Below are 22,191 nucleotides of genomic sequence, written 5' to 3'. Positions count from 1 at the left end.
AGGCTGCCTTCAAGGTTTAGTGCAGACCGCCGCCGATCACCAGGATCTCGCCGGTGATCCATCCGGCGTCACTGGACGCGAGGAACGCCACCGCGGGGGCGATATCCTCGGGTTTGCCGATACGTCCCAGGGGCGTGATGGCTTCGATCTTCTGGCGGAAGGCGTCTTCGAAGAAGCCGCTGGCATGCACGCCCTCAGTGACCACCAGCCCCGGGTTGACCGAGTTGACGCGGATGTTCTTTGGCCCCAGTTCGTTGGCCAGGGTCCGGGTGATGGCGTCCACCGCGCCTTTGGAGGCGGTGTAGACCGTCGAGTTGGCCGGGGTGAACGAGGTGACGCTGGAGCTGATATTGACGATGCTGCCGCCCTCGGGGTTGAACACGCCGACCGCTTCGCGGGTGCACTGGATCAGGCCCAGGACATTGAGGTTGAACTGGCGGTGGAACTCCTGTTCTTCGATCTCGGCCAGGGCCGCGGTGGAGTAGACGCCGGCGTTGTTCACCAGGATATCGAGATGGCCGTGCTCATGGACGATGGCCTTGAACAGCGCCTTCACTTCCAGGGCATTGCCAACATCCGCCTGGACGGCATGGGCGCGGCCGCCCGCCTGCAGGATCTCTTCGACCACCCGGTCGGCCTCCTCGCGACCGCGGCTGTAGTTGACGATCACCGTGGCGCCGTCCTTGGCCAGTTGCTTGGCAATGGCCGCGCCGATGCCCTTGGACGAGCCGGTGACCAGGGCGATTTTCTTGTGCAGTCTTTTCATTTCGTAGGCTTCTCTTCCAGGTTCAGAAACGCTGACCAGGCCTTGAACAATCGGCCTCTGATCAACGAACCCAGCTTATGAGCCACACCCCGGACGGGTAATAGCTGGTCCTCCAAAATAGCTTCGCCATCGTCCAGAGGTGTGGCGACCCTTTGCCCCACCGCTTCTTCGATGGCCCGCTCATAAGCGGCTAGCCACTCGTCGTGCGCCGTCGAACAAATTTCAACTTTTTAAAAAAATCGACACTCCCAATTAATGCTTGCTGCCATTGCGAGCGACATTCGAGCGACAGCATTGCCGGACCCAGCGCGCAAGGGCGTCTGCCCTTGCCTTTCATGCCTGGCCGCAAGGCCCGGCCCTTCGAGGAGAACCCTGATGAAGATCTCTGAAGTCATGACCCGTAACGTACAGACCGCACGTCCCGAGCAGACGCTGCGGGAAGTCGCCAACATGATGGCCAGCATCGACAGCGGCGCCATCCTGGTGAACAACGAGGACCGGCTGGTCGGCATGATCACCGACCGTGACATCGTCATTCGTGCCGTGGCCAAGGGCCAAAGCTGCGATATGCCGATCAGCAGCGTGATGAGCAGCGACATCCGCTATTGCTTCGACGACCAGGAGGTCGACGAAGTGGCCCGCAACATGGCCGATATCCAGCTGCGGCGCCTGCCGGTGGTCAATCGGCAGAAACGCCTGGTGGGCGTGGTGTCCCTGGGCAATATCGTCAAGGCCCACGATCGCGATGCCAACAGCACCGTGCTCCAGGGCGTGGCCAAGGCCCATTGATATCCTGGCCCCAGACGGCTGTGGCCGAGCGGCCACGGCCGGTATTTACCCGGTGGGCTGGTAGCCGTCGGCCCCGGGTTTTCCCGCGCATTCGTCCTCTGCGCGGTACAGACCGGAAAAATCCGCGTTCAAACCTCTTATGGCCTGGATGAGCCTGTGCCAGCCTGATCGTGCACACCGTCGTGGCAGCCAGTCATTCAGCCGCTTTCCGAGCTGGATGTGGCGCAACGTCGAGGTGTGCGACTTCACCCGTTGGCTGCACCGCTACAACCGGACCCTGCCCGCGGACCAGCGCATCGAGTTTCGCGGGCTCGATGTCTATAGCTTGCGCAATTCCATCGGCGAAGTACTGGCCTACCTCGATAGCACCGACCCGCAGCTGGCGCGTGAAGCGCGCCGGCGTTATGGCTGCCTGACGCCCTGGCAGGACGACCCTGTATGGCATTCCGTCGAGCGCGGCCATGAGGCTTTCTGCGAAGAACACCCCGAGCCAGCGGATCCTCGCGACGAGGAGGAGCAGCGCCATGACCTCGATGACGACACGCCAGACCCTGCGAAAGGCAACGAGCAGGAAGCCGAGGACATCGCCAGGAAAATCGCCGAGATAGAAAGGAAGGTCGCGGACCGCAACTGAGCTCGTCAGCAGCGGCGAGGTCCACTGATCGTGGAGGGGGCGCCGCGCCCGCCATCAGTGCCGCCCCCTCGCCGCCCGCCTGGTTTGTGCTCAGCGCTCCTGGGGCTCTTCGAGCATGCGCTTGGGGTGCATGCCATTGACCATGCCCATGAACGGCGCGTGGATCGAGTACCCCAGCATGCGCTGGATATGTTCACTGCACTGCCGGGCGACGTGGCGCGGGGTCGACAGGATGAAGTTCTCCTGCTGGCGCGCCCAGGGTTCGCAGTACTGCGCCGTCAGCGCCAGGCGTGGCGCGTCGGTGGTGTTGGCGCCGCCGCCATGCCAGAGGGTGCCGAGGAACAACACCACCGAGCCCTTGGGCATGACCACCGGCAGCACGGCGGCCTGTTCGGCGGCGGTGGGCAGGCGCCCGTCCCAGAGATGGCTGCCGGGAATCACCACGGTGGCGCCGTTGTCGCCGGTGAAGTCGTCGAGGGCCATGATCGTCGCCGCGCCATAGGGCGGCCGTGGGCGCGCCATGGGGTAAAAGGCATCGTCGTAATGCAGGTGCTGGGCACACTCGCCCGGCAGGATATTGATCGCCTGCAGTTGGGACAGCAGGTAGTTGGGCGCGAGGAGCCGGTCCAGCAGGCCGAGGATCAGCGGATGCTCCACCAGCGCATCGCAGACCCGGGTTTTCGCAATCACCGCATACAACCGCTGGGTACGCGCGCCCTCGAACGAGTTGCGCCCGGTATGGGAAAAACGGCCGAGCAGGTCCTCGCGCATGCGGCTAACCTGCTGGTCATCGAACAGCCGTTCGAGCACCACGAAACCGTCGCGCTGCAGCTGGCCCATCAGTTCATCGAGCTGCGCGGCGGGCACGGCGGGCTGGGTACCGGCGGTCGATCGATAGGTCCTGGCGCATCCGCTGCTCATGTAGTCGTGCCGCTCGGGCAAGGTTGTGGTTGTCATCGATTGGCTCCTGGGAGTGAGTCGCATCAATCTGCAGGACGCCGGAGTGGCCGCCAATGACGCTTTGTCTCAACTGACATGACCCGCCCCTACCCGCACTGGATCGTCGCCCCGACCATTCCCGCGCGTTTTGTGCGCGAGATGCTGGGGCAGCTGCACCTCGATGCCAGCGCACGCGCGGCGCTGCTGGAGCGCTGCGACTTGCCGATAGAAGCCCTGCGCGACGGCTATCGTGTCGCGCCACTCAACTACCGCGCCTTGAGCCGCCTGAGCGTTGGCCTCGGCGCCGACGAAGCCTTCGGTTTTTTCACCCGCCCGGTGCCCCTGGGCAGCTTCGAGCAATTGCTGCGCCTGCTGGTGCACCTGCCGACCCTGGCCGATGCCTTCGACGAAGCCGCGCGCTTCTACAAACTGTTCGATGGTTCCGCGCCCTGGCGCCTGGAAACCGAAGGCAAGATCGCCCGCCTGCGGCTGACGCCCCGGCCCGGGGCCCAGACCGATTCGGTGCTGTGGCCGCATATGCTGCTGTTGTCGCTCTGGCATACCGGGAGCTGGCTCGCCGGCGAAACCCTGCCGCTGCGGCGGATCGTCCTGCCCCGACAGCTCACCGGCTTCACCGCGCAAACCCGTTTTCTGTTCGGGCGCCAACCCGCCTTTGGCGCGGGCGCATGGCTGGAGCTGCCCGCCGTGAACCTGCAAGCACCGCTGATGCGCCGGCCGGCGGAAGTTGCGCGCTTCGCTCGCCAACTGCTGCCGGCGGTGATCGCCCCCGGCCCGCTGGCCACTTTCGAAGCCCACCTGCGTGCCTTGCTGTGCGCCGCCGAACCCTTTGCCGGGCTGTCGGAAATCCAGGCGGCCAAGGCCCTGGGCATTTCCCGCCAGACCCTGGCCCGCCGCCTGGCCGCCCTGGGCGTGACCTTCCTCGGCGTGCGCGACGAATTGCGCCGCGACCTGGCCTGCACCCTGCTGGCGCGCGGCTCGGTGAGTGTCGCCGAGCTGGCGGAACGCCTCGGCTACTCGGAACCCAGCGCCTTCCAGCGCGCGTTCAAACAATGGACCGGACTGCCGCCGGGGGCTTATCGCGGGGGTCGGCGCTGAGCAAGCAGCTCCTCTCAGTGTATTTTTTCACCGCCACCCCGTTCTCCAACGCCGCGTAAACCGGCATGCTGCGCCACCCTGATCGCCAGGGCAGCAGGCCGCCCACCGGGGAATTTATGCCGGGATGGCGCGGTCTATGCTCGTCAGGGCTGGTGAACAGCAAAAGAGGACATGACAGATGCGGCGAGTGAGACAGAACCGCTGGGGGATGGGGCTGTTGGCCCTGTTGCTGTGTATTGCGCTGCCGGCCTTCGCGGCCCCGGCGCCCGGGCCGCAGAGTGTCGCCCGCAACCAGCTGCCGTTGCTGGCCGAGGGCGCAGATCTCGAGCAGCTCAACGACCGGCTCGAACTGATCCGCCAGAGCGTGTCGGCGAGCGGCAACGACGACCTGCTGTCAGACCTGCGCCAGGCCGCGCTGCAGGTGCAGAAGCAGGCCGACAGCCTGATCGCCCTGCGCGCCACCGACATCGAGCGCCTGGACGACCAGCTCAAGGTCCTGGGCCCGCCGCTGCCCGACGAAGCGCCCAGCCTGACCAGCCAGCGCCAGGTGCTGAGCGCGCAGAAAGACACCCTGCTCGACGAAGAACGCCAGGCCAATCTGCTCAGCCAGTCCGGCCGCGACCTTGCCGCGCAGATCATCAACCTGCGACGCAGCCTGTTCAATTCGCAGATCAGCACCCGCTCGGCGAGCCCGCTCAGCCCGGCCTTCTGGTCCACGCTGATCCGCCCGACCGAGGATGACCTCGGGCGCCTGAACCGTCTTTCCGACGACGTCTGGACCGCGTTCGAGACCGCGCTGGCCCCCGGCAATCGCGGGCTGTTCATCACCACGCTGGTCATCGCGGCGCTGATCTGGGTGGTCGGCCGGCGCCTGCTGGAACGCCTGGCGATCTGGTCGATGATCCGCTGGCTGCCCGAAGGCCGCCTGCGCCGCAGCGCCCTGGCGCTGACGGTCGGGCTGGCGACCATCGTCACCATCAACGCCGCCGCCTCGCTGTTGCGCTGGGGCCTGGTCAACAGCGCGACGCTGAGCGCCGATGTGCTCAACCTGATCGGCCAGTGGCTGACCCTGCTGATTTTCTGCTCCTTTATCGTCGGCCTCGGCCGGGCCATGTTGATGCTGTCGCGCCCGTCCTGGCGCCTGCCGCCGATTCCCGACCAGATCGCCACGGCCCTGGGGCCGTTCCCGCTGATCCTGGCGCTGGCCCTGCTGCTCACCGCCGGCGAGGAACGGATCAACAGCGTGATCGCCAGCAGCCTGGCCCTGACCGTGGCGGTCAACGGCCTGACGGCGCTGGTTACCGCGCTGATCTTTTTCTTCGCCCTGCTGCGCCATCGCCGCACCCGCCGGCGCTTCGAGCTGGAGCGCCCCGACGGCATCGCCGGGCTGCTGCCCTTCGTGGTGGCGGTGTGGGTGGCGGTGATCCTGCTGTCGCTGCTCAGCGGCTACCTGAGCCTGGCGTACTTCCTCACCGTCAAGCTGCTGTGGATCAGCGTGGTGACCACCAGCGCCTACCTGCTGATCGCCTGCTTTGGCGACCTCTGCGAAACCCTGCTGTCGCCCAAGCAGCCCGGCGGCCTGGCGCTGGCGGCGGCCCTGGGCCTGTCGCCGCGCCACCAGGCCCAGGCCACCACCGTGTTGGCCGGCATCGGCCGGACCCTGCTGCTGTTCACCGCGGCGCTGCTGGCCTTCATGCCGTCCGGGTCGAGCCCGGGGGAACTGCTGGAGGGCTTTACCCAGCTGGATGTCAGCGGCAAATCCCTGGGCAACCTCAACATCGTGCCCCAGGACCTGCTGCTGGCGGCGGCGTTCCTGGTCGGCGGCATGTTCGCCGTGCGGGTGCTCAAGCGCTGGCTGAGCGAGCGACTGCTGCCGGAAACCAACATGGACGCCGGCATGCGCGCCTCGCTGGTGACCCTGGTCGGCTACATCGGTTTTGTCCTGCTGGCGATCGTGGTGATGTCGACCCTGCGGATCAACCTGACCAACCTGACCTGGGTGGTCAGCGCCCTGTCGGTGGGTATCGGTTTCGGCCTGCAGGCCATCGTGCAGAACTTCATTTCCGGGCTGATCCTGCTCACCGAGCGGCCGGTCAAGGTCGGCGACTGGGTCAGCCTGGCCGGGGTCGAGGGCGATATCCGGCGGATCAATGTGCGCGCCACGGAAATCCAGATGTCCGACCGCTCCACGGTGATCGTGCCGAACTCGCAGTTCATCTCGCAGAACGTACGCAACGTGACCATGGACAACGCCCTGGGCGTGGTCGGTATCACCCTGACCCTGCCCCTGGAAACCGATGTGCTGCAGGTGCGCGAGCTGTTGTTGCAGGCCTATGCCGAACATGAGGCGATCCTCAAGGCGCCGGCGACCTCGGTGTCGTTCAAGGACCTGACCAGCAACGGCCTGATCATCAGCGTCAGCGGCTACGTCGGTAGCCCGCGCTCGGTGTCCGGCGCCCGCAGCGACCTGCTGTTCACCATCCTCGGGCGCTTGCGCGAAGTGGGCATCGCCCTGTCGTCGCCACAGAACCTGATGCTGATCAGCGACAGCCAGGACAAGGCGACGGGCGAACCACCGGCCGCGAACCCTTGAGTCCTGGGCTATCGTGACTGGATTCTGGCGACTTTTTTCAACCCGAACGACCGCTGTCATCGAGGATCCTGACGACAGCCCTGTTTCACTCCAGGCACGATAAGGAACATTGTGGACGCAAACCCCGACAGCAGCACCGAGGACGTTGCCCTGGAGTCGAAACGACTTCCCGTACTGGCGGTCACCATCGCCTTCCTGATGGTGGTCGCGGTTTCGATCCTCGGCATCTATGGCATCCAGGTCGTCAACAGCAAGGCCCATGAACTGGCGCAAGCCCGGCTGGTCTCCGGCAACCTGGCCTTGTCCATGGCCCAACAGGCGACCGATACCTTCGATGAAGCCAACCTGATCCTCGAAGAGCTGATCGAGCGCATCGACGACCTGTCGCCCCAGGCCCTGGAAAAAACCCAGAAGCTGATGAAAAAGCGCGTGTTCACCACCGAGCAGTTGCACGGCCTGTTCTTCTATGACCGGGAAGGCAACTGGGTGCTCACCTCGTTCGACTACAGGCCGCCAAAGGCGAACAACTCGGACCGCGACTACTTCAAGTTCCACCGCGAGAATGTAACCCTGTCCCCCAGGGTCGGAGCGGCCGTGCGCAGCAAGACCACGGGCGACTGGGTGATCCCGTTCTCGCGCCGGGTCAACGACGCCCAGGGCAACTTCAAGGGCGTGGTGCTGGCGACCATCAAGATGGACTACTTCGACACCTTCTTCGATCGCTTCAACATCGACGACAAGGGCGCGATCTTTCTCGCCCTGCCCCAGGGCACGATCATCGCCAGGCGGCCGTTCGACGAGAAGCTCATCGGTGCGTCCCTGGCCCGGGGCGAAATCTTCTCCGTGCATATACCCCGTGCCCCCGCCGACACGGTGATGGTCAAGTCGATCATCGACGGCGTCGACCGCCTGTTCGGCTACCGGGTGCTGTACAAGTACCCGCTGGTGGTGGCGGCGGCCAATTCCCAGGAGTCCATTCTCAGCAGCTGGCGCGCCGACACCTACAAGCTGACCGCCATGATCGCCGTGGTGCTGGCGATCAACCTGCTGATCGGCATCCTGCTGTTCAAGCAGGTGCGCAAGGGCCTGTTGGTGGAAAAGCACTTGAAGAAAGCCCGCCCGGTGCTGGAGACCCTGGTGTTGCAGGACGGCCTGACCGGCCTGGCCAACCGCCGCCACCTGGAGCGCAACCTGGAACTGGAGTGGCGGCGGGCGGCCCGGCAGCGCTCGTCGATCAGCCTGATCATGCTCGACATCGACCATTTCAAGAGCTTCAACGACCGCTATGGCCATGTGGCGGGCGACCATTGCATCTGCGCCGTCAGCCGGGCCATCAGCCAACACGTACGCCGGCCCTCGGACCTGGCGGTGCGCTACGGCGGCGAAGAGTTCGCGATCCTGCTGCCGGACACCGAACCTGGCGGTGCCTACGTGCTGGCCGAGAGCATCCGCCTGGCGGTACAGGAACTGGCGATCGAGCATGTCGACAACCCCGGCGGCGTCGTCACCATCAGCCTCGGCGTCTACACCTGCGTGCCCGCCTCCTCCGACTTCAAGAGCCTGTTGATGCAGGCCGATTCGGCGCTGTACATGGCCAAGCGCGCGGGACGCAACCAGACCGTACCAACCTCGTGAGGAGCTGCAAGCTACAAGCTGCAAGCTCTAAGCTTGCGGCTTGCAGCTTGTAGCTTGTAGCTGCCTCTCCCCCAGCAAGCGCACGAAGTGGGTCAGGCTGCGCGAGACCGTGCCGCGGCGCCAGATCAGCCAGGTCTGCAGGAAACGGAACGGCTGCGCCAGCTGCCAGATGCTCACCGTGCCGCAGCCCGGCATGCTTTCGAGCATGCTGCGCGGCATCAGCGCCAGGCCGGCGCCGGCACTGACGCAGGCCAGCATGCCGTGGTAGGACTCCATCTCGTGGATCTTGCCGGGTACCGCGGCATCCTCGCTGAACCAGCGCTCGAAGTGATGGCGGTACGAGCAATTGGCGCGAAAGGCGTAGATGCTCTCGCCGTTGACGTCGCGCCCGCGGGTGATGGGCGCATGCCCCAGCGGCGCGATGATGACCATTTCCTCGTCGAACACCGGCACCCCTTCCAGGCTCGGGTGCAGCACCGGGCCATCGACGAAGGCCGCCGTCAGGCGCCCGGACAGCACGCCATCGATCATGGTCCCGGAGGGGCCGGTGGACAGGTCCAGCTCGACCTTGACGTGCTTCTGGTTGTAGGCCGCCAGCAATGCCGGAATCCGCACCGCCGCCGTGCTCTCCAGGGAGCCCAGGGAAAACGGTCCCTGGGGTTCTTCCCCGGCCACCGTCAGCCGCGCTTCCTGCACCAGGTCGAGAATCCGCCGGGCGTAGTCGAGGAAACTCCAGCCGGCCGGCGACAGGCGCAGGCGGCTTTTCTCGCGGATAAACAGCTCCACGCCCAGGTCCTGCTCCAGCTGCTTGATCCGCGTGGTCAGGTTGGAAGGCACCCGGTGGATGAGTTGCGCCGCCGCACTGATGCTGCCTTGCTCGGCCACCGCCTTGAAGATTTCCAGCTGCACCAGATCCATTTCATTCTCCAAGCGTGAAAGATGTGCTCTTTATTATTCAGTTTTCATAAGCCCTGTACCAGCCTAACCTGCAGCCATTCCTCAGCCCACAGGACGCTGCCATGACCACGGTTTCCAGCCAGACCCACGCCCTTTCGATCAACCCCGCCACGGGCGAGCAGATCGCTCATTACCGCTATGAATCCGCCGAGGCGCTGGACGCCGCCCTCGCCCGCGCCGCCACTGCCGCCGCCCAATGGCGCCGCAGCAGCCTGGAACAGCGCTCGACCCTGCTGCTCGCCCTGGCCAAGGCCCTGCGCGACAACGGCGAGAACCTGGCCCGCAGCATCACCCTGGAAATGGGCAAGCCGATTGCCCAGGCCCGCGGCGAGATCGAGAAGTGCGCGCAGCTCTGCGAGTGGTACGCCGCCGAAGGCCCGGCGATGCTCGCCCCCGAGCCGGCCCCGGTGCCGAGCGGCAAGGCGCGCATCGAATACCGGCCGCTGGGCCCGATCCTCGCGGTGATGCCGTGGAACTTCCCGATCTGGCAGGTGCTGCGCGGCGCGGTGCCGGCGCTGATCGCCGGCAACACCTATGTGCTCAAGCATGCGCCGAACGTCATGGGCAGCGCCTACCTGCTGCTGGAAGCCTTCCAGCGCGCCGGTTTCCCGCAAGGCGTGTTCGAGGTGATCAACGTCACCCCGGACGGCGTCTCCCGGGCCATCGCCGACCCCCGGATCGCCGCCGTGACCCTTACCGGCAGCGTGCGCGCCGGCATCGCCATCGGCGCCCAGGCCGGCGCGGCCCTGAAGAAATGCGTGCTCGAACTGGGCGGTTCCGACCCCTTTATCGTGCTCAACGACGCCGACCTGGATGCCGCCGTGCAAGCCGCGGTCATTGGCCGCTACCAGAACACCGGGCAGGTCTGCGCCGCCGCCAAGCGCCTGATCGTCGAGCAAGGGGTGGTCGAAGCCTTTACCGAGAAGTTCGTCGCCGCCACTCGCCAGTTGCAGGTGGGCGATCCGCTGGCCAATGACACCTATATCGGCCCGATGGCGCGTTTCGACCTGCGCGACGAGCTGGACGAGCAGGTGCAGGCCACCTTGAGCGAAGGCGCGACCCTGCTGCTGGGCGGCGCCAAGGCCGAGGGCCCGGGCAACTTCTATCAGCCTACGGTGCTGGCTGGTGTCACCGACCGGATGACCTCGTTCACGCAGGAGCTGTTCGGCCCGGTGGCCTCGATCATTACCGCCCGGGATGCGCAACACGCCCTGGAACTGGCCAACGACAGCGAGTTCGGCCTGGCCTCGACCATCTATACCCAGGACCTGGCCCTGGCCGAGCGCCTGACCGCCGAGCTGGAAACCGGCGGCGTGTTCATCAACGGCTATTGCGCCAGCGATCCACGGGTGACCTTCGGCGGCGTGAAGAAAAGCGGCTTCGGCCGCGAGCTGTCGCACTTCGGCGTCCGCGAATTCTGCAACGCGCAGACGGTGTGGCTGGACCGCAACTGATCCTCCCCCTTCCCACTGTAGGAGCGAGCTTGCTCGCGATGGTCGTGAACGATTCCGCGTGTTGCCTGGATAAACGCGGCGTTCTTACGTCCATCGCGAGCAAGCTCGCTCCTACAGTCGATCTCCTGTTCTGCCTCGGTCTGCGCAACGTCTCAGCGGCGGTCATCGGACAGTGGCGTCGGCTCGTTCGGTGCCGGCAGGTCGGGGTCCATCGGCCGCTCCCTGTCATCGTCACGCCGCTTATCGCGTTCAGCATCGCCGTTGACGTTGGGGTCGATCACCGGGTCGTGCCGGCGGGCGGGTTGCAGTGGGTCGGGTTCAGGCGTACGGGGCTCGCTGGGGTCATGCATCGACGGGTTCATGGTGCACCTCACGGCAGGCCCGGTGAATCCGGGCCTTACTCCGTTAGGCACTGGACCGGACCATCGGGTGCGAGGCAATGGATGAGCGGTCGCCCGGCCTCCTGGCCAGGCATGCGCTCGGCGAAACTTTCGCCGCCGCCCGGGCTCAATCGTAGAGCCAGGTCACGCACCGTGGCCAAGACTGGGAGGCCGTCCGATGACCGAGCACATCGTGCATTTTCACTGCCAGATCGACCAGGGCACCACCGAACGCTTTCGCGACAGTTGCCTGGAAGCCATCGAGCAAGGCGCCACCTCGCTGCTGCTGAATCTGTCCACCACCGGTGGCAGCACCAACTTCGGCTTCACCCTCTACACCTTTCTCAAATCGCTGCCGGTGCCGCTGTGCGCGATCAACGCGGGCAACATCGAGTCGATGGGCATTATCATGTTTCTCGCCGCCAACCGACGCATCACCACGCCGCATTCGCGCTTTCTGATCCACCCGATGAACTGGTACTTCAGCCAGAGTTCGGTGGATCACCAGCGCCTGCGCGAATACCTCTCCAGCCTGGACAACGACCTGGCGCGCTACGTGAAAATCTACGAGCTGGAAACCGCCGACGCGGCGACCCAGCTGGACATCTTCAAATGCCTGTCCGCCGAAGAAAAGGTCATTGCCGCCCATGAGTCGCTGGCCTACGGCATCGCCCACGAGGTGCGCCAGGTGGTGTTCGCCGACGACGTCAAGCACTGGAAAGTCTCGGGCGGCTGACCCGGTTGCCCCGGGCGCCAAGGCCGCGCCGTCGCGGCGCGAGCCACGGTCTCAAGCGGTCTTTTCGTTGTCCTGTTCCGGGTTTCGTTGCCCGGTTCGGTGGCGCCCGGTTCGGGCTCGGGGCGATTGGCCGGGCCCTTGGCGGGCTTTTTCTCATCCGCGGTCGCGGCCCGCCCGGGGTAGCCGGGCAACCCGTGGGCGTCCTGCGGTTCCAGCGGTTCGGGGGCACGCGTGCGATCGTTCTGCGGATCGTCGCGCGGATCAACGGGCTGGCGAGTCATAAGCACCTCCGTATCGCTCCGGGCGATATTGCCCTGTCCTTGTTCGATAGCGCCGCGGGCCGCGGGTGCGAAGCAATGGACGAATGGCCACGGCACCTGCCGTACGGCTCCCCGACGGAACGTCCGGGCCTGGCGGGCGTCTTCAGCTTGAGGGCCCGCTGCTGCGAGCTGGCGAGCGTTCCTGCCTTGTACGTCCGCGCTCATGAGGATCTGTCCATGCCTGTCGTCCCGAGCCCGTTCATGATCGCCGCGCCGCTGGCCGGGCCTGCCCACACTCGAGGCAGCCTCGCTGCGCGCGACCCGAGGCAAGCATGACCTTCATTGCCTGGGTCGCGGTCCTGGGCGCGGTGCTGCTGATCCTCGCGCTGACCTCCTCCTACCTGCGCTGGATGCCCGTGACCACCTCGGTGGTCTGCCTGGCGCTGGGGATCGCCATCGGTCCCGCCGGCCTCGGCCTGCTGCAACTGGACATCCACCAGGCCGCGGGCTGGATGGAACACCTGACCGAAGTGGCGGTGCTGTTCTCACTGTTCGTCAGCGGCCTCAAGCTCAGGCTGCCGCTCAGCAGCCGCAGCTGGCGCATCGCCTTTGGCCTGGCCGGGCCGGTGATGCTGCTGTCGATCGCCGGGGTCGGCCTGCTGCTGCACTACGGTTTGCACATGCCCTGGGGGCCGTCGCTGCTGATCGGCGCGATCCTCGCCCCGACCGACCCGGTGCTGGCGACCCTGGTCCAGGTCAGCGACGCCAAGGACTACGACCGGGTGCGCTTCGGCCTGTCCGGCGAGGCCGGGCTGAACGACGGCGTGGCGTTTCCCTTCGTGATCCTCGGCCTGCTGCTGACCCGCCAGGGCGACGACCCCGGCGCCTGGCTCGGCGACTGGGTGGTGGTCAGCCTGCTCTGGGCGGTGCCCGCGGGGCTGCTCAGCGGCTACTGGATGGGCCGCGGCCTCGGCCACCTGACCCTGCACCAGCGGATCAAGTACGCCGACAGCACGGTCTCGCCGAACGACTACCTGACCTTCGCCCTGATCGCCCTGGCCTACGTGGTGGCGGAACTGATCCAGGGCTACGGCTTTCTCGCGGTGTTCGCCGCCGCCCTGGGTTTGCGCCAGGCCGAGGTGCATTCCAGCGACCATGCCCGGGCGCCGGCCGAACACCTGGTACAGCCGGTGGTCGGCCACCAGCATGTCGATCCGGCGCAGGCGGTGCATGGCGACGTCGAGGCCCTGCAGGAAAGCCAGGTCGCGGCAGGCATCATGCTCGGCGACATGCTGGCCTTCGGCGGCCTGGTGGAACGGGCCATGGAAGTGTTCCTGGTGACCCTGCTCGGCGTGGTGCTGATCGCCCATTGGGACTGGCATGCGCTGACCGTCGGCGCCCTGCTGTTCCTGCTGATCCGCCCGCTGAGCGTATTGCTGATCCCCTGGGGCCGCCTGCTCGACGGTCGCCAGCGCCTGCTGCTGGGCTGGTTCGGCATCCGCGGCATCGGCAGCCTCTATTACCTGTTCTATGCCCTCAACCACGACCTCCACCCGGCGCTGGCCGATGCCAGCGCCAACCTCACCCTGTCGGTGGTGGCCCTGAGCATCCTGGCCCACGGCCTCAGCACCCAACCGATGCTCGCCCGCTACGAGCACCATAAAAAACGCCGGCGAAGCTGACGGGCCATGGGCATGAACGCGCTGGCCGGGTCCGGAATGAATACGTCCCCTCGCGGCCAATCCATTCGTCGTCCCGCAGGAAACTTTTTCAAACTTTCGTTTGCGCTTCGTTTCCCAATCTTGCGAGGTGTCAAATCGCTCACTACCGAGGATTGAAAAAATGGCTACCAGCGGAAAAAACCCACTCATGGGCAACAAGGACACTCAAAAACCCTCCCCCGCCGGCAAGAAATCCGGTGGCCAGGGCTCGGGTGGCAACGTCCCCGCCGATCGGCAAAAAGCCCCTGACGCCGGCAAGAAAGGTGGCGCCCAAGGCTCCGGCGGCGGCACCCGCAAAGCCTGATGCCCATGGCCGGAGCGTTGTCCCTGACACGCTCCGGCTTTTGCACGAACAATCCCTCTCACCGGCCTGTCCGGCCCGCTGATCGTCACGCGCGACACGCTATGCTTGCCACGGCAGAACCCCGTTAAAAAGCCTTGGATGAACAACAGCGGATGAAAATAGGCCTGATCTCCGACACCCACGGTTTGCTCCGTCCCGGCGCGCTGACGGCGCTGCAGGGCTGCGCGCATATCCTGCACGCCGGCGATATCGGCGACCCGCAGATACTCGCTACCCTCGGACACCTGGCGCCGGTGACCGCGGTGTTCGGCAATGTCGACCAACCCCATGCCTGGGCCCACGCCCTGCCCCATCACCTCACCGTGCAGCTCGATGGCGTCGAGCTGCTGCTCTGCCATGTCCTGGCCGACGTGCCGAAGCCCCTGCCGCCGGGCGTGCGGGTGGTGGTCAGCGGCCACTCCCATCAGCCGCGGCTGTTCTGGCAGGACGAAGTGCTGTACATCAACCCGGGCAGCGCCGGGCCGAGGCGCTTCAAGCTGCCGGTCAGCCTGGGGTATCTGACCATCGAGGCCGGTCGGGTCGAAGGCCACCTGATCGAACTGACGGTCTAGCACCCCGGCGCCTGCCGGCCCGAGCATGACCGGCTATCGGAGCATGCCCATCGGCCGGGCTTTGCAGGGTCCACACTTAATCCAGCGATTGGCGGCGTTCATGACGAAAGCCGTGCGAAGCCACTAGGCCGGGCCGCGTTGCGCCCTCGAGCAGAAGATTCCGTACCCGGCCCCGCGCACCCGAGAAGGTGACGCGCAAGGATGGCCGAGGGCGCGCAATGCGCAGGAGAAAAGCGATGACCTTTTATGTCGTGGCTCGCCTCGACCAGCTGCCCGAAGACCGCGGCACCCGGGTCCAGGTCGGCGCCGAGGCCGTGCTGCTGATTCGCACCGGCGATCAGGTCCAGGCCTACCAGGCCGATTGCCCACACGCCGGGGCGCCGCTGGAACAGGGCGCGGTGTATCAGGGGCAACTGATCTGCCCCTGGCACAAGGGCGCCTTTGCCTGCGCCAGCGGGCAAGTCTGCGAGCCGCCGCCCCTGGCGAGCCTCAAGCGCTACAAAGTCGACATCCGCCATGACAACCGGGTCTGGGTTGCCGACCAGCCCATGCCCGAGTCCGCCCCGCCACGGCAGGCCGACTCGCGCCGGCTGCTGGTGATCGGCGCTGGCGCCGCCGGGGCCGCCGCGGTGGCGACCCTGCGGGCCAAGGGCTTCGGCAGGAACCTGACCTGGATCGACAAGGAAGCGCGACCCGCCTATGACCGCACGGCCCTGAGCAAATACGTGCTGGCCGGCGAGATGCCGCCGGAAGAGGTTCCCGCCCTGCTCGAGCCGGAGTTCTATCGCAAGGCCGATATACGGGTGCTCAAGGCCGAGGTCCTGCGCCTCGACCCAGGGCGGCGGCAGATCCTCTTGGCCGACGGCCTGCGCCTGGACTACGACGCGGCGCTCCTGGCCACTGGCGCCGAACCGCGCCTGCCGGCCATCGAAGGGGCCGACCTGCCAGGGGTGTTCATGCTGCGCTCGCGCGAGGATGCCGCGCGCCTCTTGGAACAGGCCCGGCCCGGTAAGCGCGTGGCGATCATCGGCGACGGCTTCATCGGCCTGGAAGTCGCCTCGGCGCTGCGCAAACGCGGGCTGATGGTGTACCTGATCGGCCGCCACCAGGTACCGCTGCAACGCCAGCTGGGAGAACGCATCGGCAGCGCCATACGGGCCCTGCATGAACAGCACGGGGTGATCTACTACGCCGCTTGCGAAGCCCGGGCCCTGGTCGGCGAAGGCCAGGTGCAACAGGTGGTCCTCGACAACGACCAGCGCATTGCCGTCGACCTAGTGCTGTTCGGCACCGGCGTCAGCCCTGCCACGACCTTCGTCGCAGGCCTCGAACGCGCCGAGGACGGCTCGCTCAAGGCCGATGCCGGCCTGGCGGTGGCCGATGGCCTGTGGGCCGCCGGCGACATCGTGAGCTTCCCCTGCGACGGCCGCACGCAGCGCATCGAACACTGGCGCGTGGCCCAGCAACAGGGCCAGCTCGCGGCGTGCAACATGCTCGGCGAACAGCTGAGTTTCAGCGTGGTGCCATTCTTCTGGACCTACTTCTACGACCAGACCTTCGAGGTGCTCGGCCACGCCCGCCGCTGGAACCAGATCGTCTTCGAGGGCGAGCCGGAGCAGTACCGCTTCATCGCCCTGCTGTGCTTCAACGAACAGGTGGAATCGGTGGTCGCCTGCGAGTACCCGCGGGCCATGGCGCTGCTGTCGCAGCGCATGCAACGGCCGCTGTCGCGCAGCGAGGCCCTGGAGCTGATCCAGGGCACGCCGGAATGAAGTGGCTGGCGACAACCGCTCGGCAGCCCCATGGAACCCTGGGTAAAAGGCGACTTTCCAAATCCAGGCAAGGTCTCGATATCTCGGCCAGCGGCCGCGGCACCCTGGGCCAGGACAGCAACAGCGATGAATATCCATGTGCTCGGGTGCTTTGCCGTGGCCGGCCCTATGCAGGATTAAGGAGGACGATGCATCCATGAGCAGGACAGAACGATTCAACCGGGAGCTGGCGAATAACGCCCGGCTGTTTGCCGAAGCCGACCGCCTGGATGTCCAGGCCTATGAGCTGCTTAACACCGACCATGTCGACGACGACCGCCTGGCCCTGTTCAGCCAAGCCAAACAGTTGGCGAACGAAAAATACCTGGAAGCGCGCAACGACTGGCTGCGCATCAAGCAGTTGATGGACAGCGGCGACTGAAGGCACCGGCGCCGGCAGGGAGATCCGGGATTCAGGGTTTGCGGTTGCTGCGCAACCGATCGCAGCCTCGCAGGCTCGGCAGCGGCTACACAGACAACGCGATTCCTGTAGCCGCTGCCGCAGGCTGCGATCGCGCTGGGCGGCATTCCGACGTAGCGCTCGCAAACCGCGCCACGGTGGAGCTGATCAGGCCTCGAGCGGACGCTTGCGCAGTTGTTCCAGCAGGACCTGGAGTGGGTGCTGCAGGCCCTGCCCTTCCTGGCGCTTGACCTGGCTGCGGCAGGAATAACCATCGGCCAGCAGCCGCCCGCCCTGGCCGTGGCGCGCCACCAGCGGCTGCCAGGACTGCTGGTAGATCACCTGCGAAGTCGCCAGGTTGCGGGTCTCGTGGCCGTAGGTCCCGGACATGCCGCAGCAACCGCTGGCCAGCACCTGCAACTTCAACCCCATGCGCGCGAACACCTGTTGCCACAGGCCGATGCTGCCCGGCTCGTTGGTCTTCTCGGTGCAGTGCGCAAGGAACTGATAGGGCTCGGCCTCGGTGTTCGGGCTCGCTTCAGCCGATGCCTCACCAGGTACTGCAGGCAGCACCCGGGCCAGCCATTCCTGCGGCAACAGCACCTCGGGCGCCTGAGCCGCACCCAGGGTCTTGCGGTATTCCTGGCGGTAGACCAGGGTCATCGCCGGGTCGAGGCCGACCAGGGGCACGCCGCTGGCCTGCAGTTTCAGCAGCGACTGCGCGTTGTAGCGCGCGGCCCGGGCAAAGGCGCCGAGGAAACCCTGGACCTGCAAGGGCTTGCCATTGGCGGCGAAAGGCGCGAGGTAGATCTGCACGCCCAGGCGCTCGATCAGCTCCAGCCACTCGGCCGCCAGCGGCGTCTCGAAGAACCGGGTAAAGGCGTCCTGCACCAGGATCACGCTGCGCTGGCGCTGCCCTTCGGACAGCGTCGCCAGTTCTGCGGCGTTGGCCATGCGCACATTGCGCCGGCGGCACACCGCCTGGAAATCCAGGGTGCTGAGCAACGGGCTGTCGACCATGCCCGCCAGGTGCTTGAGGGCACGGCTGACCGGCGCCGCGCTGATCAGCGCGTTGTACAGCCGTGGCAGGCGCGCCAGATAAGGCACGCTGAACTCCAGGGAGCCGATCAGGTAATCCTTCAGCGGGCGCAGGTAGCGGCCGTGGTACAGCTCGAGGAAGCGCGAGCGGAACTCCGGCACATTGACCTTGACCGGGCACTGCCCCGCGCAGGACTTGCACGCCAGGCAACCGGCCATGGCGTCGTACACCTCATGGGAGAAGTCCTCGCGCCCGCCCAGCCGTGCCGCGCTGTTGTAGATGCGCCGGGCCAGGTTGGAAAGCCGCGTGCCACCGCCGTTCAGCACATCCACCCCCTGCTCGCCCTGCAGCCGCAGCCACTCGCGGATCAGCGAGGCGCGGCCCTTGGGCGAATGAATGCGGTTGCGAGTGGCCTTCCACGACGGGCACATGGCGTCGTCCGGGTCGAAGTTGTAGCAGGCGCCGTTGCCGTTGCAATGCAGGGCGCTGTCGTAGCTCTGCCAGACGCGCTCGTCGATGGTGCGATCGAGTTCGCCGCGCAGCACCACTTCGTCGACCCGGGTCAGGCGCGCCTCCGGCACCGAGGCCGGGGTGGCGATCTTGCCGGGGTTGAGCTGGTTGAACGGGTCGAACGCGGCCTTCAGCGCCTGCAACGACGGATAGAGCTCGCCGAAATAGTCCGGCACGTACTGCGAGCGCAGGCCCTTGCCGTGCTCGCCCCACAGCAGGCCACCGTGCTTGTGGGTCAGCGCCGCCACCGCATCGGAGATCGGCCGGATCAAGGCCGCCTGTTCCGGGTCCTTCATGTCGAGGATCGGCCGCACGTGCAGCACGCCAGCGTCGACATGGCCGAACATGCCGTATTGCAAGCCATAACCATCGAGCAGCGCGCGGAATTCGAGGATGTAGTCCGCCAGGTTCTCCGGCGGCACCGCGGTGTCTTCGACAAAGGGCTGTGGCCGCGCTTCGCCCTGGACGTTGCCCAACAGGCCGACCGCGCGCTTGCGCATGGCGTACACCTGGTTGACCGCCTGGGCGCCGATGGCCAGTGTATGGCCGAGGCGCACCACCGAGCTGTCCTGCTGCAGGTGCCGGACAAAGGCGTCGACCCGCTGCTCCAGCTCTTCCTGGTCATCGCCGCTGAACTCGATCAGGTTGATGCCCAGGGTCGGGGTGTCCGCCTGCTCGGGGAAATACCGCGCCACGCCGTGCCAGACAATGTCCTGCATGGCCAGCATCAACACCTTGGAATCCACCGTCTCGATCGACAGCGGTTTCAGCGCCATCAAGGCCTTGGCGTCGCGCAGCGCATCCATGAAGCCGGCGTAGCGCACGTTGACCAGGATCGAGTGCCGGGGAATCGGCAGCACATTCAGCCGCGCCTCGACGATAAAGCCCAGGGAGCCTTCGGAACCGCAGAGCACGCTGTTGAGGTTGAATTGCTCCGGACTCTCGCGCAGGTGCGCCAGGTCATAACCGGTCAGGCAGCGATTGAGCTTGGGAAAGATCGCCTCGATCAGCTCGGCCTGGTGGTCGGCGATGTCCTGGGCGCAGCGGTAGACCTCGCCGATGCGGTCGGTCCGCGCCGCCTCGTCGGTCAATTGCCGGTTGTCGATGGGCGCGCTGTCCAGGCGGCTGCCGCCCAGTAGCACGGTGCTCAGCGCCAGTACGTGGTCGCGGGTCTTGCCATAGGTGCAGCTGCCCTGCCCGCTGGCGTCGGTGTTGATCATGCCGCCGACGGTGGCGCGGTTGGAGGTCGACAGCTCCGGGGCGAAGAACAGGCCATGGGGCTTGAGGGCGGCGTTCAGCTGGTCCTTGACCACCCCGCTCTGCACCCGCACCCAGCGCTCCTCGACGTTGATCTCGAGGATCTGGTTCATGTGCCGCGACAGGTCGACCACGATGCCGTCGGTCAGCGACTGACCGTTGGTGCCGGTGCCGCCGCCACGAGGGGTCAGCACCACCGCGCGGTGTTCCGGGCTCGCCGCCAGCCGGGCCAGCCGCTCGACGTCCGCGACATCCCGGGGAAAGACCGCGGCTTGTGGCAGCCGCTGGTAGATCGAGTTGTCGGTGGCCAGCACCGTGCGCAGGCCCAGGTCACGGGCGATCTCGCCACGAAAACCGTCGGCGGCCAGGGCGTCGAGGAAAGCCTGGTAGTGGGCCAGCGGGTCGCGTTCGGGGGCAAGCAGAGCAATCATCAAAAAGGCTTCCAGGCAGAGAAAAGGCGCAGCGGTGCATGCAAAACACGTATGCTTGCACGCAGCCCGAGGGGCGGCGGCCAGCCGAAAAAGCCTATTTTCCTGAAGCCTTGCCCCGCGGGCAAATGTATTTCATGTGCTTTTTTCATGAGTTTTATGAATGAACCCCAGACGTCTCACTCCGTCGATGTCGGTGCTGGTGGCCTTCGAGGCCGCGGCGCGGCATGGCAGCTTCACCAAGGCCGCCGAAGAACTGGCACTGACCCAGAGCGCCGTCAGCCGCCAGGTCCAGGCCCTGGAGTCGCTGCTGGAAGTGCCGCTGTTCAGCCGTGACGGCCGGCATATCGAGCTGACCGCCGCCGGCGCCCTGTATCACCACGAACTGGCGGCGGCCCTGGCGCGGATCCGCAACGCCACCTTGCAGACCATCGCCCACAAGGCTGGCGGCGGCCCGCTGCACCTGGCGGTGCTGCCGACCTTCGGCTCGAAATGGCTGCTGCCGCGCATGCATGACTTTTACGCCAGCCATCCGGGCACCCTGGTGCATATCCATTCGCGGATCGTCACCAGCGACCTGTCGAAGGACACCGCCGACATGCACGCGATCATCTGCGCCGGCACCGGCCACTGGCCCGGCTACGAGGCCCATCGGCTGCTGTCGGAAAAGCTCACGGTGGTGGCCAGCCCCAAGGCCCTGCCCGAGCACGGCTCGATGTCCGTCGGCGACGTGGCGCAACAGTTGCTGCTGAACGTGGTGTCGCGTCCCGACGCCTGGCCCGAGTGGTTCGAGCAGAACGGCCTGCATCCGCGGGCGATGCGCATGGGCCCGGGGTTCGAGCTGACCGCGCACCTGATCCAGGCGGTGGTCGCCGGCATCGGCATCGGCCTGGTGCCGCGCATCCTGGTGCAGGACGAGATCCACAGCGGCGAGCTAGTGGCGCTGTTCGAGCCGGTGGACAGCGGTCGCAGCTATTACCTGGCCTACCCCAGCCGCTATCAGCACCTGCCATCGTTGCAGGCGTTCAGTCGCTGGCTGCTGTCGATCCCCTTTCCCGACAGCTGACAGTCGCCTCGCTCAGTCGTACTCGGCCTCCTCATGCTCGCCGAGCAGGCGCCGCTGGCGCGCCGAGGCCGCGGCCAGCACCTCGGGGTTGAAACACCAGTGCAGATAGGGCGAAAACTTCTGCGCCACCATGCGCCGGCCATAGTGCACCTGCAGCAGGTAGCGGATGCGTTCGGCGCTGCTGTTCTCGCTGCCGGCATGCCACAGCTCGCTGCGAAACATCAGCGCGTCGCCGGCCTGGCACAGCACGGCCTGGGCCGTTCGGCCATGCCAATGTTCCTCGCCGGCCCGTGGCGGCCGCCCGGCTCGATGACTGCCCGGCACCACGCGGGTCGGGCACAGGTCCTGGTCGATATCGTCGAGGTACAGGTGGCAGGTACAGATCTGCATCGGCAGCTCGAATGCCGGATCGCTGAGCAGGCTGCGGGGCAATTGCATCGCCAGGTAATCCAGGTGCAGCCCCATCCCTTGAAAGCCCGGATGACAGCGCCAGGCGGTCTGGCCGATGAGATGGCAATCGGCGCCCAACGCCGCCTCGGCCAGCTCGATCACCCCCGGCAGATCGAGAAACGGCAGCCACAGCGGGTCGCGGTTGAACACGCATTTGTAGTGTTCGAGCAAGCCGCTGTAGTCCCAGTGCTGGGGCTTGAGGCCGTCGATGGCGTAGCGCAGCAGCTGGATTTGCAACCCGTCGAGCACGCCGGGCAGCAGCACGAACCCCTCGCTGTGCAATGCCCGCAGACGCTCGGCGGTCAGTGCTGGCGGGGGCTGGACGTGGGTCATGG

The 22,191-nt window shown here is 66.3% G+C and carries 18 protein-coding genes and 1 pseudogene; 13 read left to right on the top strand and 6 right to left on the bottom strand.

Translation table 11 applies throughout. From position 1 onward, the window contains the following. Positions 1-16 precede the first annotated feature (16 nt). The gene (locus tag PVZ78_RS24860; protein WP_016705224.1) at positions 17-766 is read right to left on the bottom strand and encodes an SDR family NAD(P)-dependent oxidoreductase; all 750 of its coding nucleotides are present in this window, start codon (positions 764-766) and stop codon (positions 17-19) included. 375 nt (positions 767-1,141) lie between these two features. Here PVZ78_RS24860 and PVZ78_RS24855 point away from each other — a divergent pair, with 375 nt between their 5' ends. Together PVZ78_RS24855 and PVZ78_RS24850 are read left to right on the top strand one after the other, a co-directional pair. Then, complete coding sequence (locus PVZ78_RS24855; protein ID WP_009049104.1) at positions 1,142-1,555, top strand: CBS domain-containing protein; 414 nt, start codon at positions 1,142-1,144, stop codon at positions 1,553-1,555. Between the two features lie 184 nt (positions 1,556-1,739). Next, positions 1,740-2,189 (top strand): annotated as a pseudogene (locus PVZ78_RS24850) (erythromycin esterase family protein); the annotation flags it as partial. Positions 2,190-2,279: 90 nt separating this feature from the next. On the opposite strand, the gene PVZ78_RS24845 reads toward PVZ78_RS24850, so the two are convergent. Beyond that, positions 2,280-3,146, bottom strand: a complete 867-nt coding sequence (locus PVZ78_RS24845) for a phytanoyl-CoA dioxygenase family protein (protein ID WP_028684031.1) — start codon at positions 3,144-3,146, stop codon at positions 2,280-2,282. A 78-nt stretch (positions 3,147-3,224) separates the two neighbouring features. Between PVZ78_RS24845 and PVZ78_RS24840 the strand changes: the two genes are divergently transcribed. The 3 genes from PVZ78_RS24840 (at position 3,225) to PVZ78_RS24830 (ending at position 8,472) form a co-directional block, all read left to right on the top strand. Further along, complete coding sequence (locus PVZ78_RS24840; RefSeq protein WP_009049107.1) at positions 3,225-4,244, top strand: helix-turn-helix domain-containing protein; 1,020 nt, start codon at positions 3,225-3,227, stop codon at positions 4,242-4,244. Positions 4,245-4,422: 178 nt separating this feature from the next. Next, positions 4,423-6,837, top strand: a complete 2,415-nt coding sequence (locus PVZ78_RS24835) for a DUF3772 domain-containing protein (RefSeq protein WP_009049108.1) — start codon at positions 4,423-4,425, stop codon at positions 6,835-6,837. Between the two features lie 111 nt (positions 6,838-6,948). Next, positions 6,949-8,472, top strand: coding sequence for a sensor domain-containing diguanylate cyclase (locus PVZ78_RS24830; RefSeq protein WP_273829426.1), 1,524 nt, complete (start codon positions 6,949-6,951; stop codon positions 8,470-8,472). 27 nt (positions 8,473-8,499) lie between these two features. Here the strand turns inward: PVZ78_RS24830 and ptrR are convergent, their stop codons facing one another. Then, on the bottom strand, positions 8,500-9,390 hold the full coding sequence (gene ptrR, locus PVZ78_RS24825; protein ID WP_028684034.1) for a putrescine utilization regulator PtrR: 891 nt from the start codon (positions 9,388-9,390) through the stop codon (positions 8,500-8,502). Between the two features lie 101 nt (positions 9,391-9,491). On the opposite strand from ptrR, the gene PVZ78_RS24820 reads away from it, so the two are divergent. Further along, positions 9,492-10,883: an aldehyde dehydrogenase family protein gene (locus PVZ78_RS24820; RefSeq protein WP_101284140.1), complete on the top strand. Its 1,392-nt coding sequence runs from the start codon at positions 9,492-9,494 to the stop codon at positions 10,881-10,883. Positions 10,884-11,035: 152 nt separating this feature from the next. Here the strand turns inward: PVZ78_RS24820 and PVZ78_RS24815 are convergent, their stop codons facing one another. Then, positions 11,036-11,245: a hypothetical protein gene (locus tag PVZ78_RS24815; RefSeq protein WP_273829425.1), complete on the bottom strand. Its 210-nt coding sequence runs from the start codon at positions 11,243-11,245 to the stop codon at positions 11,036-11,038. 196 nt (positions 11,246-11,441) lie between these two features. Here PVZ78_RS24815 and PVZ78_RS24810 point away from each other — a divergent pair, with 196 nt between their 5' ends. From PVZ78_RS24810 to PVZ78_RS24785, 6 genes are all read left to right on the top strand, one after another. Then, entirely contained in the window at positions 11,442-11,999 is a 558-nt protein-coding gene (locus PVZ78_RS24810) for an ATP-dependent Clp protease proteolytic subunit (RefSeq protein ID WP_028684037.1), read from the top strand. Between the two features lie 592 nt (positions 12,000-12,591). After that, positions 12,592-13,941 (top strand): cation:proton antiporter, encoded by a 1,350-nt coding sequence (locus PVZ78_RS24805; RefSeq protein WP_016705207.1) that lies wholly within the window; start codon positions 12,592-12,594, stop codon positions 13,939-13,941. 160 nt (positions 13,942-14,101) lie between these two features. After that, positions 14,102-14,284 carry a hypothetical protein gene (locus tag PVZ78_RS24800; RefSeq protein WP_028684040.1) on the top strand — a complete coding sequence of 61 codons (183 nt, stop codon included), beginning with the start codon at positions 14,102-14,104 and terminating at the stop codon, positions 14,282-14,284. Between the two features lie 152 nt (positions 14,285-14,436). Continuing rightward, on the top strand, positions 14,437-14,895 hold the full coding sequence (locus PVZ78_RS24795) for a metallophosphoesterase family protein (protein WP_016705206.1): 459 nt from the start codon (positions 14,437-14,439) through the stop codon (positions 14,893-14,895). A gap of 236 nt (positions 14,896-15,131) precedes the next feature. Beyond that, positions 15,132-16,667, top strand: coding sequence for an FAD-dependent oxidoreductase (locus PVZ78_RS24790; RefSeq protein WP_273829424.1), 1,536 nt, complete (start codon positions 15,132-15,134; stop codon positions 16,665-16,667). Positions 16,668-16,863: 196 nt separating this feature from the next. Beyond that, the gene (locus PVZ78_RS24785; protein ID WP_028684042.1) at positions 16,864-17,088 is read left to right on the top strand and encodes a hypothetical protein; all 225 of its coding nucleotides are present in this window, start codon (positions 16,864-16,866) and stop codon (positions 17,086-17,088) included. Positions 17,089-17,274: 186 nt separating this feature from the next. On the opposite strand, the gene ydiJ is transcribed toward PVZ78_RS24785, so the two are convergent. Continuing rightward, entirely contained in the window at positions 17,275-20,343 is a 3,069-nt protein-coding gene (gene ydiJ / locus PVZ78_RS24780) for a D-2-hydroxyglutarate dehydrogenase YdiJ (protein WP_273829423.1), read from the bottom strand. Between the two features lie 160 nt (positions 20,344-20,503). On the opposite strand from ydiJ, the gene PVZ78_RS24775 reads away from it, so the two are divergent. Continuing rightward, entirely contained in the window at positions 20,504-21,406 is a 903-nt protein-coding gene (locus PVZ78_RS24775; RefSeq protein WP_038632574.1) for a LysR substrate-binding domain-containing protein, read from the top strand. Between the two features lie 12 nt (positions 21,407-21,418). On the opposite strand, the gene PVZ78_RS24770 is transcribed toward PVZ78_RS24775, so the two are convergent. Next, positions 21,419-22,189 carry a phytanoyl-CoA dioxygenase family protein gene (locus PVZ78_RS24770; RefSeq protein WP_273829422.1) on the bottom strand — a complete coding sequence of 257 codons (771 nt, stop codon included), beginning with the start codon at positions 22,187-22,189 and terminating at the stop codon, positions 21,419-21,421. Positions 22,190-22,191 lie beyond the last annotated feature (2 nt).

This window comes from Pseudomonas sp. SBT1-2 (assembly GCF_028640875.1).
Classification (GTDB): domain Bacteria; phylum Pseudomonadota; class Gammaproteobacteria; order Pseudomonadales; family Pseudomonadaceae; genus Aquipseudomonas; species Aquipseudomonas chlororaphis_I.
The sequence above is the reverse complement of the archived record's forward strand: the minus strand, read 5'-3'. Positions and strand labels throughout refer to the sequence as shown.

Excerpts from the sequence above, each read along its gene's own strand:
- PVZ78_RS24820 (WP_101284140.1), top strand. The coding sequence starts at position 9,492 with ATGACCACGGTTTCCAGCCAGACCCACGCCCTTTCGATCAACCCCGCC.
- PVZ78_RS24845 (WP_028684031.1), bottom strand. The coding sequence starts at position 3,146 with ATGACAACCACAACCTTGCCCGAGCGGCACGACTACATGAGCAGCGGA.
- ptrR (WP_028684034.1), bottom strand. The coding sequence starts at position 9,390 with ATGGATCTGGTGCAGCTGGAAATCTTCAAGGCGGTGGCCGAGCAAGGC.
- PVZ78_RS24790 (WP_273829424.1), top strand. The coding sequence starts at position 15,132 with ATGACCTTTTATGTCGTGGCTCGCCTCGACCAGCTGCCCGAAGACCGC.
- PVZ78_RS24805 (WP_016705207.1), top strand. The coding sequence starts at position 12,592 with ATGACCTTCATTGCCTGGGTCGCGGTCCTGGGCGCGGTGCTGCTGATC.
- PVZ78_RS24860 (WP_016705224.1), bottom strand. The coding sequence starts at position 766 with ATGAAAAGACTGCACAAGAAAATCGCCCTGGTCACCGGCTCGTCCAAG.
- ydiJ (WP_273829423.1), bottom strand. The coding sequence starts at position 20,343 with ATGATTGCTCTGCTTGCCCCCGAACGCGACCCGCTGGCCCACTACCAG.
- PVZ78_RS24785 (WP_028684042.1), top strand. The coding sequence starts at position 16,864 with ATGAGCAGGACAGAACGATTCAACCGGGAGCTGGCGAATAACGCCCGG.
- PVZ78_RS24835 (WP_009049108.1), top strand. The coding sequence starts at position 4,423 with ATGCGGCGAGTGAGACAGAACCGCTGGGGGATGGGGCTGTTGGCCCTG.
- PVZ78_RS24775 (WP_038632574.1), top strand. The coding sequence starts at position 20,504 with ATGAACCCCAGACGTCTCACTCCGTCGATGTCGGTGCTGGTGGCCTTC.
- PVZ78_RS24795 (WP_016705206.1), top strand. The coding sequence starts at position 14,437 with ATGAAAATAGGCCTGATCTCCGACACCCACGGTTTGCTCCGTCCCGGC.
- PVZ78_RS24855 (WP_009049104.1), top strand. The coding sequence starts at position 1,142 with ATGAAGATCTCTGAAGTCATGACCCGTAACGTACAGACCGCACGTCCC.
- PVZ78_RS24810 (WP_028684037.1), top strand. The coding sequence starts at position 11,442 with ATGACCGAGCACATCGTGCATTTTCACTGCCAGATCGACCAGGGCACC.
- PVZ78_RS24840 (WP_009049107.1), top strand. The coding sequence starts at position 3,225 with ATGACCCGCCCCTACCCGCACTGGATCGTCGCCCCGACCATTCCCGCG.
- PVZ78_RS24770 (WP_273829422.1), bottom strand. The coding sequence starts at position 22,189 with ATGACCCACGTCCAGCCCCCGCCAGCACTGACCGCCGAGCGTCTGCGG.
- PVZ78_RS24800 (WP_028684040.1), top strand. The coding sequence starts at position 14,102 with ATGGCTACCAGCGGAAAAAACCCACTCATGGGCAACAAGGACACTCAA.
- PVZ78_RS24815 (WP_273829425.1), bottom strand. The coding sequence starts at position 11,245 with ATGAACCCGTCGATGCATGACCCCAGCGAGCCCCGTACGCCTGAACCC.